The sequence below is a fragment of the Anoxybacillus tengchongensis genome (assembly GCF_014201585.1).
Lineage (GTDB): Bacteria > Bacillota > Bacilli > Bacillales > Anoxybacillaceae > Anoxybacillus > Anoxybacillus tengchongensis.
Genome location: NZ_JACHES010000011.1, coordinates 46,322 through 60,009 on the forward strand (window position 1 = coordinate 46,322; position 13,688 = coordinate 60,009).

At 40.2% G+C, this 13,688-nt stretch carries 18 protein-coding genes; 13 read left to right on the forward strand and 5 right to left on the reverse strand.

Annotated features, from left to right (window positions below):
- Positions 1-4: 4 nt before the first annotated feature.
- From HNQ82_RS11705 to HNQ82_RS11730, 6 genes are all read left to right on the forward strand, one after another.
- Positions 5-823, forward strand: a complete 819-nt coding sequence (locus HNQ82_RS11705; RefSeq protein WP_183249815.1) for a sulfite exporter TauE/SafE family protein — start codon at positions 5-7, stop codon at positions 821-823.
- A 22-nt stretch (positions 824-845) separates the two neighbouring features.
- Complete coding sequence (locus tag HNQ82_RS11710; protein WP_183249817.1) at positions 846-2,237, forward strand: bifunctional metallophosphatase/5'-nucleotidase; 1,392 nt, start codon at positions 846-848, stop codon at positions 2,235-2,237.
- Between the two features lie 53 nt (positions 2,238-2,290).
- Positions 2,291-2,593 (forward strand): YunC family protein, encoded by a 303-nt coding sequence (locus HNQ82_RS11715; protein WP_183249819.1) that lies wholly within the window; start codon positions 2,291-2,293, stop codon positions 2,591-2,593.
- Between the two features lie 51 nt (positions 2,594-2,644).
- Entirely contained in the window at positions 2,645-3,391 is a 747-nt protein-coding gene (yunB, locus tag HNQ82_RS11720) for a sporulation protein YunB (protein ID WP_183249821.1), read from the forward strand.
- Positions 3,392-3,578: 187 nt separating this feature from the next.
- Positions 3,579-5,090, forward strand: coding sequence for a sodium-dependent transporter (locus HNQ82_RS11725; RefSeq protein ID WP_183249823.1), 1,512 nt, complete (start codon positions 3,579-3,581; stop codon positions 5,088-5,090).
- Entirely contained in the window at positions 5,090-5,188 is a 99-nt protein-coding gene (locus HNQ82_RS11730; protein WP_183249825.1) for a methionine/alanine import family NSS transporter small subunit, read from the forward strand. The genes HNQ82_RS11725 and HNQ82_RS11730 overlap by 1 nt, the downstream gene beginning before the upstream one ends.
- Positions 5,189-5,214: 26 nt before the next feature.
- Here HNQ82_RS11730 and HNQ82_RS11735 read toward each other — a convergent pair whose 3' ends face one another.
- Positions 5,215-6,186 carry a peptidoglycan DD-metalloendopeptidase family protein gene (locus HNQ82_RS11735; protein ID WP_183249827.1) on the reverse strand — a complete coding sequence of 324 codons (972 nt, stop codon included), beginning with the start codon at positions 6,184-6,186 and terminating at the stop codon, positions 5,215-5,217.
- A gap of 125 nt (positions 6,187-6,311) precedes the next feature.
- On the opposite strand from HNQ82_RS11735, the gene lipA reads away from it, so the two are divergent.
- Complete coding sequence (gene lipA / locus HNQ82_RS11740; RefSeq protein WP_342413233.1) at positions 6,312-7,226, forward strand: lipoyl synthase; 915 nt, start codon at positions 6,312-6,314, stop codon at positions 7,224-7,226.
- 50 nt (positions 7,227-7,276) lie between these two features.
- Here the strand turns inward: lipA and HNQ82_RS11745 are convergent, their stop codons facing one another.
- A complete protein-coding gene (locus tag HNQ82_RS11745) occupies positions 7,277-7,909 on the reverse strand; it encodes a YhcN/YlaJ family sporulation lipoprotein (RefSeq protein WP_183249830.1) in 633 nt (210 codons plus the stop codon).
- A gap of 111 nt (positions 7,910-8,020) precedes the next feature.
- On the opposite strand from HNQ82_RS11745, the gene HNQ82_RS11750 reads away from it, so the two are divergent.
- Positions 8,021-8,296 (forward strand): YutD family protein, encoded by a 276-nt coding sequence (locus HNQ82_RS11750; RefSeq protein WP_032101121.1) that lies wholly within the window; start codon positions 8,021-8,023, stop codon positions 8,294-8,296.
- Positions 8,297-8,319: 23 nt separating this feature from the next.
- On the opposite strand, the gene HNQ82_RS11755 is transcribed toward HNQ82_RS11750, so the two are convergent.
- Positions 8,320-8,592 (reverse strand): hypothetical protein, encoded by a 273-nt coding sequence (locus HNQ82_RS11755; RefSeq protein WP_032101368.1) that lies wholly within the window; start codon positions 8,590-8,592, stop codon positions 8,320-8,322.
- A 39-nt stretch (positions 8,593-8,631) separates the two neighbouring features.
- Positions 8,632-8,898 (reverse strand): DUF3055 domain-containing protein, encoded by a 267-nt coding sequence (locus HNQ82_RS11760; RefSeq protein ID WP_032101120.1) that lies wholly within the window; start codon positions 8,896-8,898, stop codon positions 8,632-8,634.
- Between the two features lie 113 nt (positions 8,899-9,011).
- Between HNQ82_RS11760 and HNQ82_RS11765 the strand changes: the two genes are divergently transcribed.
- From HNQ82_RS11765 to HNQ82_RS11775, 3 genes are all read left to right on the forward strand, one after another.
- On the forward strand, positions 9,012-9,452 hold the full coding sequence (locus HNQ82_RS11765) for a DUF86 domain-containing protein (protein WP_032101119.1): 441 nt from the start codon (positions 9,012-9,014) through the stop codon (positions 9,450-9,452).
- A gap of 50 nt (positions 9,453-9,502) precedes the next feature.
- Positions 9,503-10,135, forward strand: coding sequence for a helix-turn-helix transcriptional regulator (locus HNQ82_RS11770; RefSeq protein WP_032101118.1), 633 nt, complete (start codon positions 9,503-9,505; stop codon positions 10,133-10,135).
- Between the two features lie 92 nt (positions 10,136-10,227).
- Positions 10,228-10,998 carry a TIGR01457 family HAD-type hydrolase gene (locus HNQ82_RS11775; RefSeq protein ID WP_183249832.1) on the forward strand — a complete coding sequence of 257 codons (771 nt, stop codon included), beginning with the start codon at positions 10,228-10,230 and terminating at the stop codon, positions 10,996-10,998.
- A gap of 29 nt (positions 10,999-11,027) precedes the next feature.
- On the opposite strand, the gene HNQ82_RS11780 is transcribed toward HNQ82_RS11775, so the two are convergent.
- Positions 11,028-11,525 carry a phosphatidylglycerophosphatase A family protein gene (locus HNQ82_RS11780; RefSeq protein WP_183249834.1) on the reverse strand — a complete coding sequence of 166 codons (498 nt, stop codon included), beginning with the start codon at positions 11,523-11,525 and terminating at the stop codon, positions 11,028-11,030.
- 134 nt (positions 11,526-11,659) lie between these two features.
- Here HNQ82_RS11780 and yutH point away from each other — a divergent pair, with 134 nt between their 5' ends.
- Together yutH and HNQ82_RS11790 are read left to right on the forward strand one after the other, a co-directional pair.
- Positions 11,660-12,598 (forward strand): spore coat putative kinase YutH, encoded by a 939-nt coding sequence (yutH, locus tag HNQ82_RS11785; RefSeq protein WP_183249836.1) that lies wholly within the window; start codon positions 11,660-11,662, stop codon positions 12,596-12,598.
- A gap of 47 nt (positions 12,599-12,645) precedes the next feature.
- Positions 12,646-13,617: a 2-hydroxyacid dehydrogenase gene (locus tag HNQ82_RS11790; RefSeq protein WP_183249838.1), complete on the forward strand. Its 972-nt coding sequence runs from the start codon at positions 12,646-12,648 to the stop codon at positions 13,615-13,617.
- The last annotated feature ends 71 nt before the right edge of the window (positions 13,618-13,688 follow it).

The following is a 13,688-nucleotide window of genomic DNA, read 5'->3' on the forward strand; positions in this document are numbered from 1 at the left end:
GAAAATGGAATATATATTTCTTTTAGTGATCGGCTTTTTAGCAGGAACGATCGGAAGCCTTGTCGGTTTAGGGGGAGGGGTGATTATCGTTCCCACGCTTCTTTTTTTAAGCGCGGCCCATGTATTGCCAGCCATTTCACCACAAGTAGCGGTTGGCACATCGCTTGTCGTTATTATTTTTAATGGGTTATCATCAACTTTAACATATATGAAGCATAAAATGGTGGACTATAAAAGCGGTTTATTTTTCTTCATCGGCAGTGGGCCAGGTGCAATGCTTGGTGCATGGGTGAATCAACATGTGCATATACAACATTTTTCGCTTTATTTCGGATTATTTTTAATTGCTGTTTCGTTTTTGCTTATGCTTCAATCTCGGCTATCACCGTCCAGCAGACGTACGTTTCCTGTTGTACGGACATACGTTACGAATGAAGGAGAGGAAGTGACGTACGGGTATCATCCGCTCATCGCCACATTTATTGCATTTGTTGTTGGATTCGTCGGCGGGTTTTTCGGCATTGGTGGTGGATCGCTTATGGTGCCTGCGATGATTTTATTGTTTTTGTTTCCTCCCCACGTAGCCGTTGCTACATCGATGTTTATCGTTTTTTTATCTTCCATTGTTAGTTCACTAACTCATGTGCTTATAGGAAATGTTGCATGGACATTTGCGCTTTCGCTTATTCCGGGCGTATGGATTGGAGCGAAATGTGGAGCATGGTTTAATCGACGATTAAAAGGAAAAACGGTCGTAACGCTATTGCGAATTGTGCTTATTTTACTCGGTGTTCGTTTAATTATGCAAGGGCTCGGATTGTAAAAAGAAAGGTGTGTTGCAGACGTTGAGGGAGACAATACATATTTATCATACAAACGATGTGCATAGCCATTTTGAACGATGGCCGAAAATTGTTCGTTATTTACAAAACGAGAGAAAAAGGCATAAGAAAAATCGCGAGCATATGGTGTTACTTGATATCGGTGACTTTATTGATCGGTTTCATCCGCTGACAGAGGCGTCAGACGGAAAGGCAAACGTCATTCTTTTAAACGATGCCGCATACGATGCGGTCACAATCGGAAATAATGAAGGGATTACACTTAGTCACGAACAACTTAATACGTTATATGCACATGCCAAGTTCCCTGTTATTGTCGCAAACGTTTTTGATGAAAATGGAGATCGTCCGCACTGGATGAAGCCGTACGTCATTATGACGTTTGGGCACGTTCGCGTTGCGTTTATTGGGGTGACGGTTCCGTTTCAGACGTTTTATGAGCTACTTGGATGGCGCGTAGCCGATCCGTTCGATACGGTCGCTCAGCTTGTTGAAGAGCTTTCGGAAAAAGTGGATGCGATCGTTTTATTATCTCACTTAGGAGTAAACGATGACGAAAAAATGGCGGAAACATTTCCACAATTAGCGGCGATTTTAGGTGGTCATACGCATCATGTATTTGAACACGGAAAACGAGTGAATGAAACGTTGCTTTGTGGAGCTGGAAAATTTGGACATTATGTTGGGTGTTTAACATTGACGATCGATAAAAACGGTCGAAAAGTTGATACACATGCATATGTACAACATATGGATGTATTTGAATATGCATGCGAGGAAACGAAGCAAAAGTTAAATGATATGATTCGGCAAGCAACTCATGCGCTAGCAAAACCGATTGTATATTTGCCTGAGTCGCTGACGATCGATTGGTTTTCACCGTCACCATTTGCTTCCCTTCTTGCTCAAGCGTTAAACGAATGGTGTGAAGGCGATGTGGCGATGGTGAATGCAGGGGTACTACTGTCTTCGCTCCCGAAAGGTGTTGTGACAAAAGGAGATATTCATCGCATTTGTCCACATCCGATTAATCCGTGCAAAGTATATTTGCGTGGAAGCGAATTAAAAGAAGTCATTTTGCAAGCAGAAACGGAACAAATGAAACAGTTACGGATGAAAGGATTCGGATTTCGTGGTGAAGTCATGGGACAAATGGTGTATGATCGTATTACTGTTGAAAAAGAGCAAATGATTGATGGTCAAGCACATGTGCGTCGCATTTTCATTAATCATCAACCAATTGAAGAGCAAAAAACGTATGCGGTAGCGACGATTGATATGTTTACGTTTGGTCACTTATATCCCGAAATATATCGCGCGAAAAAGAAATATTATATGCCAGAAATGTTGCGTGATGTGCTTGCTTGGAAGTTAAAAAACATGTATCAACAATAGGCACCCTTCGTTCCTTTATTCATACATTGAATAAAGGAAAGGAGCGTGAATATATGATTGAGGTAAAACCGTTATGGATTAGCGGAGAACCTTTTACAGCTATTTCTGTTCAATTGCCTAAAACAACGCTATTAGCTGTTGCCAATGATAAAGGATATATTATGTGTGGAGCGTTAGATGTGGCGCTGTTAAATGAAAAATTGCGTGATCGAGGCATTATCGCAGGAAGAGCGGTAGGGGTGCGAACAATTGACCAGCTATTAGAAGCACCGCTTGAGTCTGTTACATTCGCTGCTGAACAATTAGGTATTTCGCGTGGAATGAAAGGAAAAGACGCTTTGCTTCTTATGAAATAAAATAATAATCCCCTGCTTGATCGCATACATATAGCGTGAGAGGGGGGATTTTTGTTGTACCAACAACTACGTAAACGAAGAAAACCGCTACCCGTCCGCTATATTTTTTTAATTACGTTTGTTTTTTTTATCATTTCAACTGTCGGAAGCCTTTGGTTTATTAATAGAGGAATCGAGCCGACACTTATGGCAATCGCCGAAAAAGAAACGCGCCGTTTAGCGAACTTGGTCATTAATAATGCGATTAGTCAACAAATTGCCGAAGATGATTTTAATGTTGAAAATTTCATTAAAATTGAAAAAGATGGACAAGGGAAAATTTCTGCCATCGATTTTAATGCGACTGTCGTAAATCGGGTATTAGCAAAAACGACAAATCGTGTACAGAGAAATTTAAAAGCTGCTTCAGAAGGAAAATTATCGGCGCTTGAGTTTCCTGACGTTCAAGTTGAAACAGAAAAGGAAAAAGGAATTATTTATTACATTCCTCTCGGACAAGCAACGAATAACGTATTGCTAGGAAATTTAGGACCGCGTATACCGGTTCGTTTTTATGTCATTGGCGATGTTCACTCCGATGTCAATAAAAACATCCGTTCATTTGGAATTAATAATGCTTTGATAGAAATAGCAATTCATATTGAAGTGAACGTGCAAATTATTATTCCATTTGCGACAAAAACGGCAACGATTCAAAACGACATCCCTGTAGCGATTCAAATTATTCAAGGGGAAGTTCCGCAATTTTATAACCAAGGTGGGGAGGGAAATACATCGATCGAGCTGCCTGTTGAATAATAAAAAATTCTGAAAATTTTATTTTTTAAAATATTATTTTGACAAAAAGCTTGTCCGTTGATATACTTAAAACTAAAATGAAACAAAAAAGTCTGAAAAATTAAAATAATCGAATAAGGAGGTGCTTGCATTTTTTCTGCGTTTCCATATTACAAAGATTGAAACTGACTAAGGAGGGTATTATACTATGGAAAATCGTCAACAATGGGGCACGCGTGCTGGTTTTATTTTAGCGGCAGCTGGCTCGGCAATTGGATTGGGAAACATTTGGAGGTTTCCGGCTGTCGCATATGAAAATGGGGGAGGGGCGTTTTTCTTCCCGTATTTATTCGCTTTATTAACAGCAGGGATTCCAATTCTTATATTGGAATTTACGCTCGGGCATAAGTATCGTGGCTCAGCGCCATTAACGTTCGCTCGTCTAAGCAAAGGAACGGAATGGATTGGTTGGTGGCAAGTACTCATTTCATTCGTTATTTCGACGTACTATTCTGTTGTTATTGCGTGGGCGATGTCTTATACGTATTTTGCTTTTACATCAAAATGGGGAGAAAACACGGGAGACTTTTTGTTCGGTGAGTATTTGAAACTAGCAGAAACACCAGGTACGTTCGGAAGTTTAGTCCCAGCTGTCCTTATTCCACTTCTTCTTGTTTGGGTTATTAACTTGGCGGTTTTATATAAAGGTGTTCGTAAAGGAATTGAAGCAGCAAATAAAATTTTCTTACCAACGCTCATTGTTCTTTTCTTTATCATTGTCATTCGTGCAGTAACGTTAGATGGAGCGGTTGAAGGATTAAATGCCTTTTTTAAACCAAACTGGGATCAAATTATGAATGGAAAAGTATGGCTTGCGGCATATAGCCAAATTTTCTTTAGTTTATCGATTGCGTTCGCCATTATGATTACTTATTCTAGTTATTTACCAAAGAAATCTGATATTACAAATAACGCATTTATTACAGGTTTTGCAAACTCTGGGTTTGAACTATTAGCCGGTATTGGCGTATTTAGCGTCCTCGGCTTTTTAGCACAACAACAAGGTGTAGAAGTAAGCGAAGTCGTTAAGGGTGGCGTTGGATTAGCGTTCGTTGTCTTCCCGCAAATCATTAATCAGTTTCCTGCGTTTAATGAGCTTTTCGGCGTGTTATTTTTCCTTTCATTAACGTTAGCAGGACTTACATCGCTTATTTCTATTTCAGAGACGTACGTTTCAGCAGTTCAAGAAAAATTCGGTATATCACGCACAAAAGCGGTTCTTGGCGGTGGTGGAGTCGCTGCGCTCATCGCTCTCGTATTTGCTTCGAACGGTGGATTATATTTCTTAGATGTCGTCGACTACTTCATCAACAACTTTGGCGTTGCGCTTGTTGGTTTAGTTGAGGTAGTTACAGTCGCTTGGGTATTAAAAGAACTGAACGCGCTTCAAACGCATGCAAACAGCGTATCGGATATTATGGTTGGCGCGTGGTGGAAAGTTTCGCTCTCTGTCGTTACACCAATCGTATTAGGTTATATGATGTTTGATAGCATTAAAACGAACTTGAAAGAAAATTATGGTGGATACGATACACTATTTGTTGTGAAGTATGGATGGACGATTGCAGCGCTTGTTATCGTTCTCGGTTTTGTTCTTTCAGTAAAACGTTGGAAAGACGGCGTACTTTCTGTTCCAACGGATAAGGAGGTTTCGAGCTGATGGAAACAAGTGCACTCATTATGATGATTGTTGGTATGATTATTATTTGGGGAGGCTTTGCAGCGAGCGTTGCTCATGCGGTAAAGAAAAGCCGTTAATCGTAAAAAAGATGGGGCGAGAAGCCTCATCTTTTTTTCGTGCGTTCTTGTCGTTCCCATTGTTTTAAGTAAGGGTATGGATCGAACGACCATTCTGTATAGCCGTTATCTTTGTACATGCCGTAATGAAGGTGCGGTGGGAATTTGCCTGATGTTCCAGGTGGACCGTACCCAGAGCTTCCAACGGAACCAATTAACATGCCAGGTTCTACAATGGAACCTTCTTCTATGCCATTGGCAAATCCGTTGAGATGTGCAAAGTAATGATACGTGTTGTTTATATCTCGAATACCGATACGCCATCCCCCATATTTGTTCCATCCTTTTAATTCAACGATGCCGTAACATGTTGAGCGAACCGGTGTACCATAATGGGCAAAAATGTCTGTTCCTTCATGAATACGTCGTCCGCCCCAGCCGCGTGCATCTCCCCATGTACTACGGTAACTATATTCAAATCGTCGCGGAATCGGGAAGGCATATTGATCAAGTTTTATTGTTCCGAAATGTTTATATAGCTTTACTTTCCCTAAAATAATATCGACGGTTTTGCTTCGTTCGTAGTAATCCCATAACGCCATTTTAATATGTGTATGGTCTGTGCCATATGATCGCAAAAAGCGAGCAAATGCGAATAATACGTCTTCATCGTTTGTTCGATCGGCGATGCCGTCCCCGTTTCCATCTATGCCGATGCCACCAAATTGGCTAATGGTAAAAGGATTTTGATCTTCCTGATTTTTATTGAGCGGTCCTGCCCAGCGCTCAGGAGGAATGTAAATGCCAATCACTCCTGTTAATTTTGGCAAATCTCGACGCGCTTGGCGAATGTTTCGTTCATACTGATCGACCGCTGCAAAATAATACCATGGGATCAACGAAATCGCTTCTGCTTTTTTATAAAGCTCCATTCGCTTATTATATAGATCATTTGGTGCAGCAGCGAATGATTGTAGCGGAATGAAAAGAAGAAGGATGATGCACCATAATGTTTTCACGCACTTTTTCTCCTTTCACCGATATTCATATCATTAGTTTGAGGTAATCGGCTGTTTTCATAAATAAAAAATGTTGGAAAAACAAACTGTTTTGTATTATAAGTCAATAACTCGTATAATGGGTAATGTACATTAACGAGTGGAGCGTGAAAAAGATGTCAACAAAAGAACAACACCTTCGCAAACCAGAATGGTTAAAAATAAAGTTAAATACGAATGAACATTATACAGGCTTAAAAAAAATGATGCGCGAAAAACAATTGCATACCGTATGCGAAGAAGCGCGTTGTCCAAACATTCATGAATGTTGGGCGGTTCGCCGAACAGCGACGTTTATGATTTTAGGCGATGTATGTACGCGCGCTTGCCGTTTTTGCGCTGTGAAAACAGGTTTGCCAACGGAATTAGATTGGCAAGAGCCGGAACGTGTCGCTGAATCGGTTCGTTTAATGAATTTAAAACATGTCGTTGTGACAGCTGTAGCGCGCGATGATTTAAAAGATGGTGGGGCTGCAGTATTTGCCGAAACGGTACGCGCCATTAGACGTAAAAATCCGTTAACGACGATTGAAGTATTACCGTCTGATATGGGCGGAGTATATGAAAACTTAAAAGCGTTAATGGACGCTCGTCCGGATATTTTAAATCATAATATCGAAACCGTTCGTCGTCTCACTCCGCGCGTTCGTGCACGTGCCACATATGAACGTTCACTCGAATTTTTGCGTCGTGCAAAAGAAATGCAACCGGATATTCCAACAAAATCAAGCTTAATGGTCGGTCTTGGTGAAACGAAGGAAGAAATTTTAGAGACAATGGACGATTTACGTGCAGTCGGAGTGAATATTTTAACAATTGGACAATATTTACAGCCAACAAAAAAGCATTTAAAAGTAGAAAAATATTACCATCCACATGAGTTTATGGAATTAAAAGAAATTGCGTTAGCGAAAGGATTTAGTCATTGTGAATCTGGTCCGCTCGTTCGTTCTTCTTATCATGCAGATGAACAAGTACAATCGGCAAAAGCGAATGAGTAAATAAATAAAAAAGGATGCCCCCTTTCATGTAGGCGGGACATCCTTTTTATTTATTGCATCATATTCATTTCTTCTCGTTGTACACCATTTTCGTTTTCACCGCTACTTATTTTTCTCCCTTGTGGCGATTTCAGCATGTCGTTAATGGTTTGTTGTAAAATTTGATCAACATTTTGACTATTTGCGTCTAAACGGCCGAACCGCTCAATGTCTTGGAACATGCGTGGGTTGTCCGAAACGTACACGTGATAATAGCGCGGTACGACAGAGATAGCCGTTTTCTTTACTTGATCGGCCGTTTCAAAGCGATTTGCGCTATCTGTTTTGTAAACAACAAAGACGGTATCATCTGTGACGAGTGTTCCAACGTCATAAACGTTCGGAAGTTGTGTACATAACTTACTGATTAAATCAGCAACATTTTCACGATTTAACACAGGAATGGTTGCATATTGTGTCGTGTCTCCTGGAATCGGACTTTTCTGATGACGAACGTAACCGAAATTTGTTAAACGCGAATCCATCCCATTTCGCACACCATGTTCGTTATATAAATCGTTTCGTGAACGAACATTGATGGTTGTTCCGCTTTTTTCATACAAAGATGTTGATTCGTTCATTTGAGCACAGCCAGAGAATAAGGAGATGACGCTGATTCCTGTTATAAGCCACGTATTCCGCAAATGAACTCCCCCCTTCTTTTTTATTATTCGTTTTATGGAAAGGATCATAATGGTGATTGCTTGGGAGAAAGACATGTTTTATGATAGAAATGGAAAGAAGAGGTGAGAACTATGATTTGCGTTCATAATATATGTTATGAGCTTGTTGAAAATGTGCGCAATGGGTTCAATGAAGAAGCGTTTCGTGCCCGCTACACAGACATTTTAAATAAATATGACTACATTGTTGGTGATTGGGGATATAACCAACTTCGTTTGCGTGGGTTTTTTGATGATCACAATCAAAAAGCGACATATGATACGAAAATTAGCACATTATCGGAATATTTATTTGAATATTGCAATTTTGGTTGTGCATACTTTGTGTTGCGTAAAGTGAAAAAATAGGTCAGACGAGCTGACCTATTTTTTCATGAATATGGCTGTTGTCCATTTTTATTTGGGTCATCGTGAACAGGATGTGCACCTGGATCTTGACGCGGAATGTCTTGATGTAGTGATTTGTATTCATAATTAAATGCGCTGTAATATCGTTGTCCTTTCTGCCATGGCGTACTTTTGTTTTGTACTGGTTCATGTTCACCACGTGGCGCACCATATGGACCTTCAGGCAATGTTTCTGGAACGAGAAAATTTCTCCTTGCTTCTACCGTTGAGAAATCATGATATGTTTCATCGGTCATGTCACGCTCTTCCTTTCGTTTTTTTACATAGCGTGCCACTTAACCGACAATTTCATGTAAGAAGCTTCGCAACTCATTTGCATCTTCTTCGTTTAAGTTGTATACGTGCTCAATATATCCAGATTCTTGTAAGTCATCTGAGCCGATAATTGCATATCGATTACTTTGTAAATCAAGCACAAGCACTTTTCCATAAAAACGGTCTGTTTGGACGATCGCTAAATCAAATCGCTCATTTTTACCAACGAAGCTGACAAAACGTGTTTTTGTGTCGACTGTATCATCATATAAAAAGAAACGCTCCATACTTAAACCTCCATATGTTTTTGTTTGCTTCTTCATCTTAACAAATTTCTGTTAGCTGTGTAAAAGAAAGCGCTATGCTACAATAAAATAAAAAGCAGAAAGGAAGATGAATGATGTATTTTGTTGATCGTCAAAAAATTGAGAAGACATTGCAATATATGGAGAACGTCGTTTCTTATATACAACCATCGTTTCATACACCGGTCGAGAAATTGGCGCTTGAACGTATAGGGCATGTTATTATTGAATCGATCATTGACGTTGGCAACGCAATGATTGACGGTTTTATTATGCGCGACCCGGGAAGTTATGAGGACATTATTGACATTTTAGTTGATGAACGTGTCTTGTCAGTTGAAGATGGAGAAGCATTAAAACGAGTCATTCATTTTCGTAAAAAGCTCGTTCAACAATACATCGCGGTGCCGCATGACGAATTGTTTGAAGTACTGCAGAAACATAAACAAGTACTCGAGTCATTTCCACTTGCTATTCGCACGTATTTACACAATGAACTCGGGCCCGTGTCCGCCTTTTTAAATGAAAATGTTTAAAAATTGTGTGTATAGGGAAAATCGTATAAAATGGAAGAGGGTGAAAAGTGATGCGAAAAAAAACCTCTTCTACGAAAGAGCAAATTTTGAAAATGTTAAAAGTACAAAAGCGGTTAACTGTCGGTGAAATGGCGGAACAATTACAAATTACAGAAATGGCTGTGCGCCGTCACTTAAGTGCGTTAGAACGTGAAGAACTCATTGAATCGACGCTTGTTCGTCAACCGATGGGGAGACCGACAAACGTGTATCAATTAAGCGTGAAAGGACATCAGCGGTTTCCGCGCCATTATCAGCAAACAATGCTTGATTTTTTAGCTGATTTAGAACAAATGGGCGGAAAACAAATCGTAGCAGAGTTGTTTCAAAATCGACAAGAGCGAATGAGAAAGCTATATGAGCAACAATTTGGCGATAAATCGTTTGATGAGAAAATAAAAGAACTTGTAGCGGTACAAAATGAGCATGGATATATGTCGGAGTTGTTACAATACGACGATGGTTCATTTGAATTAGTGGAACATAACTGTCCGATCGCAGAAGTCGCACAAGCGTATCCGATTGCTTGTGAGTGCGAACGAAATTTGTTTGAAACGCTCATTCACGAGGCAGAAATTGTGCCGAAGACGTGTTTAGCTGATGGGGATGATGCGTGTCGTTACCATATTAAGCGAAAAAAATGAACAATCGTTGACATTCGTTGCGCTCTTTTTGACAAGTGCAGTTGTTTTGCGTTAAAGTGTGAACGTGCAAGTTGTCAAAAGGAGTGGCAAAGGTGAAAACGTATAAAGGATATTTAATTGATTTAGATGGTACGATGTATCGTGGGACAGAACGCATTGAAGAGGCATGCGCTTTCGTGCATCGTCTTTATGAAAAAGGTATTCCATACTTATTTGTAACAAATAACTCTTCCCGCACGCCAGAACAAGTGGCTGAAAAGCTACGGAAATTTGGCATCCCTGCTACGAAGGATCAAGTATTTACGACAAGCCAAGCAACAGCAAATTATATTTATGAGAAAAAGCCAAATGCCTCAGTTTATGTCATCGGAGAAGATGGTATTCGCCGAGCGCTTGAAGAAAAAGGGTTTACATTTGCGAATGAAGATGCCGAGGTTGTTGTGATGGGCATTGATCGTAGCATTAACTATGAAAAATTGGCCATTGCCTGTTTAGCTGTTCGCAACGGAGCGCTGTTTATTTCGACAAATGGAGATATTGCGATTCCGACGGAGCGCGGACTTTTACCTGGAAACGGTTCGCTTACATCGGTTGTTGCTGTGTCGACGCAAACAAAACCTATTTTTATTGGGAAACCAGAAAAAATTATTATGGAACAAGCGCTTGAAGTGCTTGGTGTGCCGAAAGAAGAGACTTTAATGATCGGGGATAACTACGATACGGATATTATGGCGGGAATGAATGCCGGGATTGATACGCTTCTCGTTCATACAGGCGTGACGACGAGAGAAATGTTACAAACGTATGAGCAACGACCAACGTATGTCGTTGATTCATTAAAAGAATGGACGGATCGCATATAAAAGGTGCCTAGTGCAGGCACCTTTTATATTTATTCAACGTGAGCCGCCCGATGTGCTAAACGGCTTGAAGCGGCAGCGGCAATCGCCCCAACGATATCATCTAAAAATGTATGACAGTAACCAGAAGATTTATCATTTAATTGTTTTAAAATACCTGGTTTTTGTTTGTCAATATAACCGTAATTCGTAAAACCAATGGAACCATACACATTGACGATCGAAAGCGCTAAAATTTCATCTACTCCATATAATCCTTCATCTTTTGCGATAAATGATTGAAGCGGCTCCTGTAGTAACCCTTTCTCTGCCAACATATCGAGCTGGATGCCTGTAAATAATGCATTTTGCACTTCGCGTTTCGCAATAACTCGATTCACGTTATAAATACACTCGTCCATTTGTAAGTTCGGATGATATTTCGATTGTAAATAATAAACGAGTTCAGCAATATGTTCGATTGTTACCCCGCGATCCGCAAGCCATTGTCGTGCGATTTTCTCCATTTTTCCTATCTTTTTTTCCTCCATTCCAACTTCACCTATTTCATTTTTTATTTTTTACAATGTATGTGCGATTTTTATGAAACGTGCGTTGATTTCTTCTCTCATATGAAGTTTATACGTATTTTTTAAACATATACATGAAAGAAGGAGGGATGTGCATGGATTATTATTTTCAAGTTGATCATATGGAGGCAGTAGGAGATCGTTTTTTTGTTCGAAGTGGAAATGACATATATATAGTGGTGCCAACAAATGAAAAAGAAAGCGATATGCAACAATTATATTACATGGCGATGTATATGCGGGCACAAGGTGACGACACGATCGCCACGTTGCTACCAACGAAAACGGGGCGGTTTGCTGGTGTGCTGCAAGGGAAACAAGTGAGTGTATGGAAAATTGAAAATCGGATGCAAACGGGTGATATTGCACACCAGCTCGCATTATTTCACCAGCGTGGACGCACATATCCGTATGCAGTTTCATCGCGTAGTCGATTTGGGCAATGGGGAGAGCTATGGGGGCAACGGATTGATCAATTAGAACAATTTTGGCAATTGCAAGTGAGATCTTATGAAAAGAGTAAAATAGACGAACAGTTTATTGAAACGTTTCCGTATTATGTCGGATTGGTTGAAAATGCGATTCAGTATGTTATGGATACGCAGTTAGATGAAGTTCCGTTGCGTAGTGATCTACCGACGATTTGTCATGAGCAATTTGCTCCTGAAACATGGGCAATGGGGAAAATACCGACGGATTGGGTGTTTGATCATGCAAGTCGCGATGTTTCCGAATGGATACGAAAGCAATGGCTTATGAAACAATCAGACGAAACGATTGTCCTTTTTTTACGAACGTACGAACAGGTGCAACCGCTTAGCCAGTTTTTTTGGCGAATGATTTATGCTCGTTTGCTCTTTCCGCTTCATTATTTTCAAGCGATTGAAAAATATTATGGAGCTGAAGGAGACATAAGACAAGGATATGAGCAGCAATTACGCAAAGTGTTTGAAGAGATCGATATATATGAACAAAAGCTTCGTCATTTTCATGACATGACTACTGTTTCCATTCCTCGTCTTGATTGGTTATAAATATGTTACAATGAAGCGGAGGACGATGTGCGAAAGGGGTCAAAAATATGGGGAGACCATATGTATTTATTACAAGAAAACTACCAGACGATATTGTTGCTCCGTTATACGACAAATATGATGTAAACATGTGGCCGCATGAGCATCTTGCCGTACCGCGCGATGTGTTGTTCAAAGAAGCAAATCAAGCGGAAGCGTTGATCACGATGCTATCTGATCGCATTGATGAGGAGTTATTGAAACAAAGTGTAAAGCTTCGTGTTATTGCGAATGTAGCTGTCGGTTACGACAATATTGATGTAGAAACAGCGACAAAACGAGGGATTATTGTTTGTAACACCCCAGATGTATTGACAGAAACAACGGCGGATTTAACATTTGCTCTCCTGTTAACAACGGCAAGAAGATTAATTGAAGCAGCTGAGTTTATAAAAGAAGGAAAATGGAAAAGTTGGAGTCCGCTTTTACTTGCAGGGACAGATGTTCACCATAAAACAATTGGGATTGTCGGAATGGGTAAAATTGGTCAAGCGGTTGCGCAGCGAGCAAAAGGGTTTCATATGCGCGTCTTATACTATAATCGTTCGCGAAATATAGAAGCGGAACGAGCGCTCGATGCGACGTATTGTTCGTTTGATGAATTGCTAGAACAAGCAGACTTTGTCGTCTGTTTAGCTCCGTTAACGAACGAAACGTATCAATTGTTTAACAGTAGGGCATTTATGAAAATGAAATCATCAGCAATCTTTATTAATGTCGGACGTGGAGCGGTTGTTGACGAAGAAGCGTTATATGAGGCGCTTATACATGAGCGTATTGCTGGTGCGGGATTGGATGTATTTGCACAAGAGCCGATTCGTTCGGATCATCCGCTCTTACAATTGCCAAACGTTGTTGCGTTACCGCACATCGGAAGCGCAACGAAAGAAACGAGATACGCGATGATGCAGCTATGTTGTCGAAACGTCATCGCTGTCTTAGAAGGGAGGAAACCTTATACAGCCATACAGAGCCAATAGGCTCTTTTTTGTTTTTTTTAGAAAATTTTTAAACATAAAACGTTTTCATGTGGTACGATAATGAAAATAAG

What these genes read in the sequence shown, in the direction of transcription:
- HNQ82_RS11705 (WP_183249815.1), top strand. Translation starts at nt 5, where the DNA reads ATGGAATATATATTTCTTTTAGTGATCGGCTTTTTAGCAGGAACGATC.
- HNQ82_RS11715 (WP_183249819.1), top strand. Translation starts at nt 2,291, where the DNA reads ATGATTGAGGTAAAACCGTTATGGATTAGCGGAGAACCTTTTACAGCT.
- HNQ82_RS11725 (WP_183249823.1), top strand. Translation starts at nt 3,579, where the DNA reads ATGGAAAATCGTCAACAATGGGGCACGCGTGCTGGTTTTATTTTAGCG.
- HNQ82_RS11730 (WP_183249825.1), top strand. Translation starts at nt 5,090, where the DNA reads ATGGAAACAAGTGCACTCATTATGATGATTGTTGGTATGATTATTATT.
- lipA (WP_342413233.1), top strand. Translation starts at nt 6,312, where the DNA reads ATGTACATTAACGAGTGGAGCGTGAAAAAGATGTCAACAAAAGAACAA.
- HNQ82_RS11750 (WP_032101121.1), top strand. Translation starts at nt 8,021, where the DNA reads ATGATTTGCGTTCATAATATATGTTATGAGCTTGTTGAAAATGTGCGC.
- HNQ82_RS11755 (WP_032101368.1), bottom strand. Translation starts at nt 8,592, where the DNA reads ATGACCGATGAAACATATCATGATTTCTCAACGGTAGAAGCAAGGAGA.
- HNQ82_RS11760 (WP_032101120.1), bottom strand. Translation starts at nt 8,898, where the DNA reads ATGGAGCGTTTCTTTTTATATGATGATACAGTCGACACAAAAACACGT.
- HNQ82_RS11765 (WP_032101119.1), top strand. Translation starts at nt 9,012, where the DNA reads ATGTATTTTGTTGATCGTCAAAAAATTGAGAAGACATTGCAATATATG.
- HNQ82_RS11770 (WP_032101118.1), top strand. Translation starts at nt 9,503, where the DNA reads ATGCGAAAAAAAACCTCTTCTACGAAAGAGCAAATTTTGAAAATGTTA.
- HNQ82_RS11780 (WP_183249834.1), bottom strand. Translation starts at nt 11,525, where the DNA reads ATGGAGGAAAAAAAGATAGGAAAAATGGAGAAAATCGCACGACAATGG.
- yutH (WP_183249836.1), top strand. Translation starts at nt 11,660, where the DNA reads ATGGATTATTATTTTCAAGTTGATCATATGGAGGCAGTAGGAGATCGT.
- HNQ82_RS11790 (WP_183249838.1), top strand. Translation starts at nt 12,646, where the DNA reads ATGGGGAGACCATATGTATTTATTACAAGAAAACTACCAGACGATATT.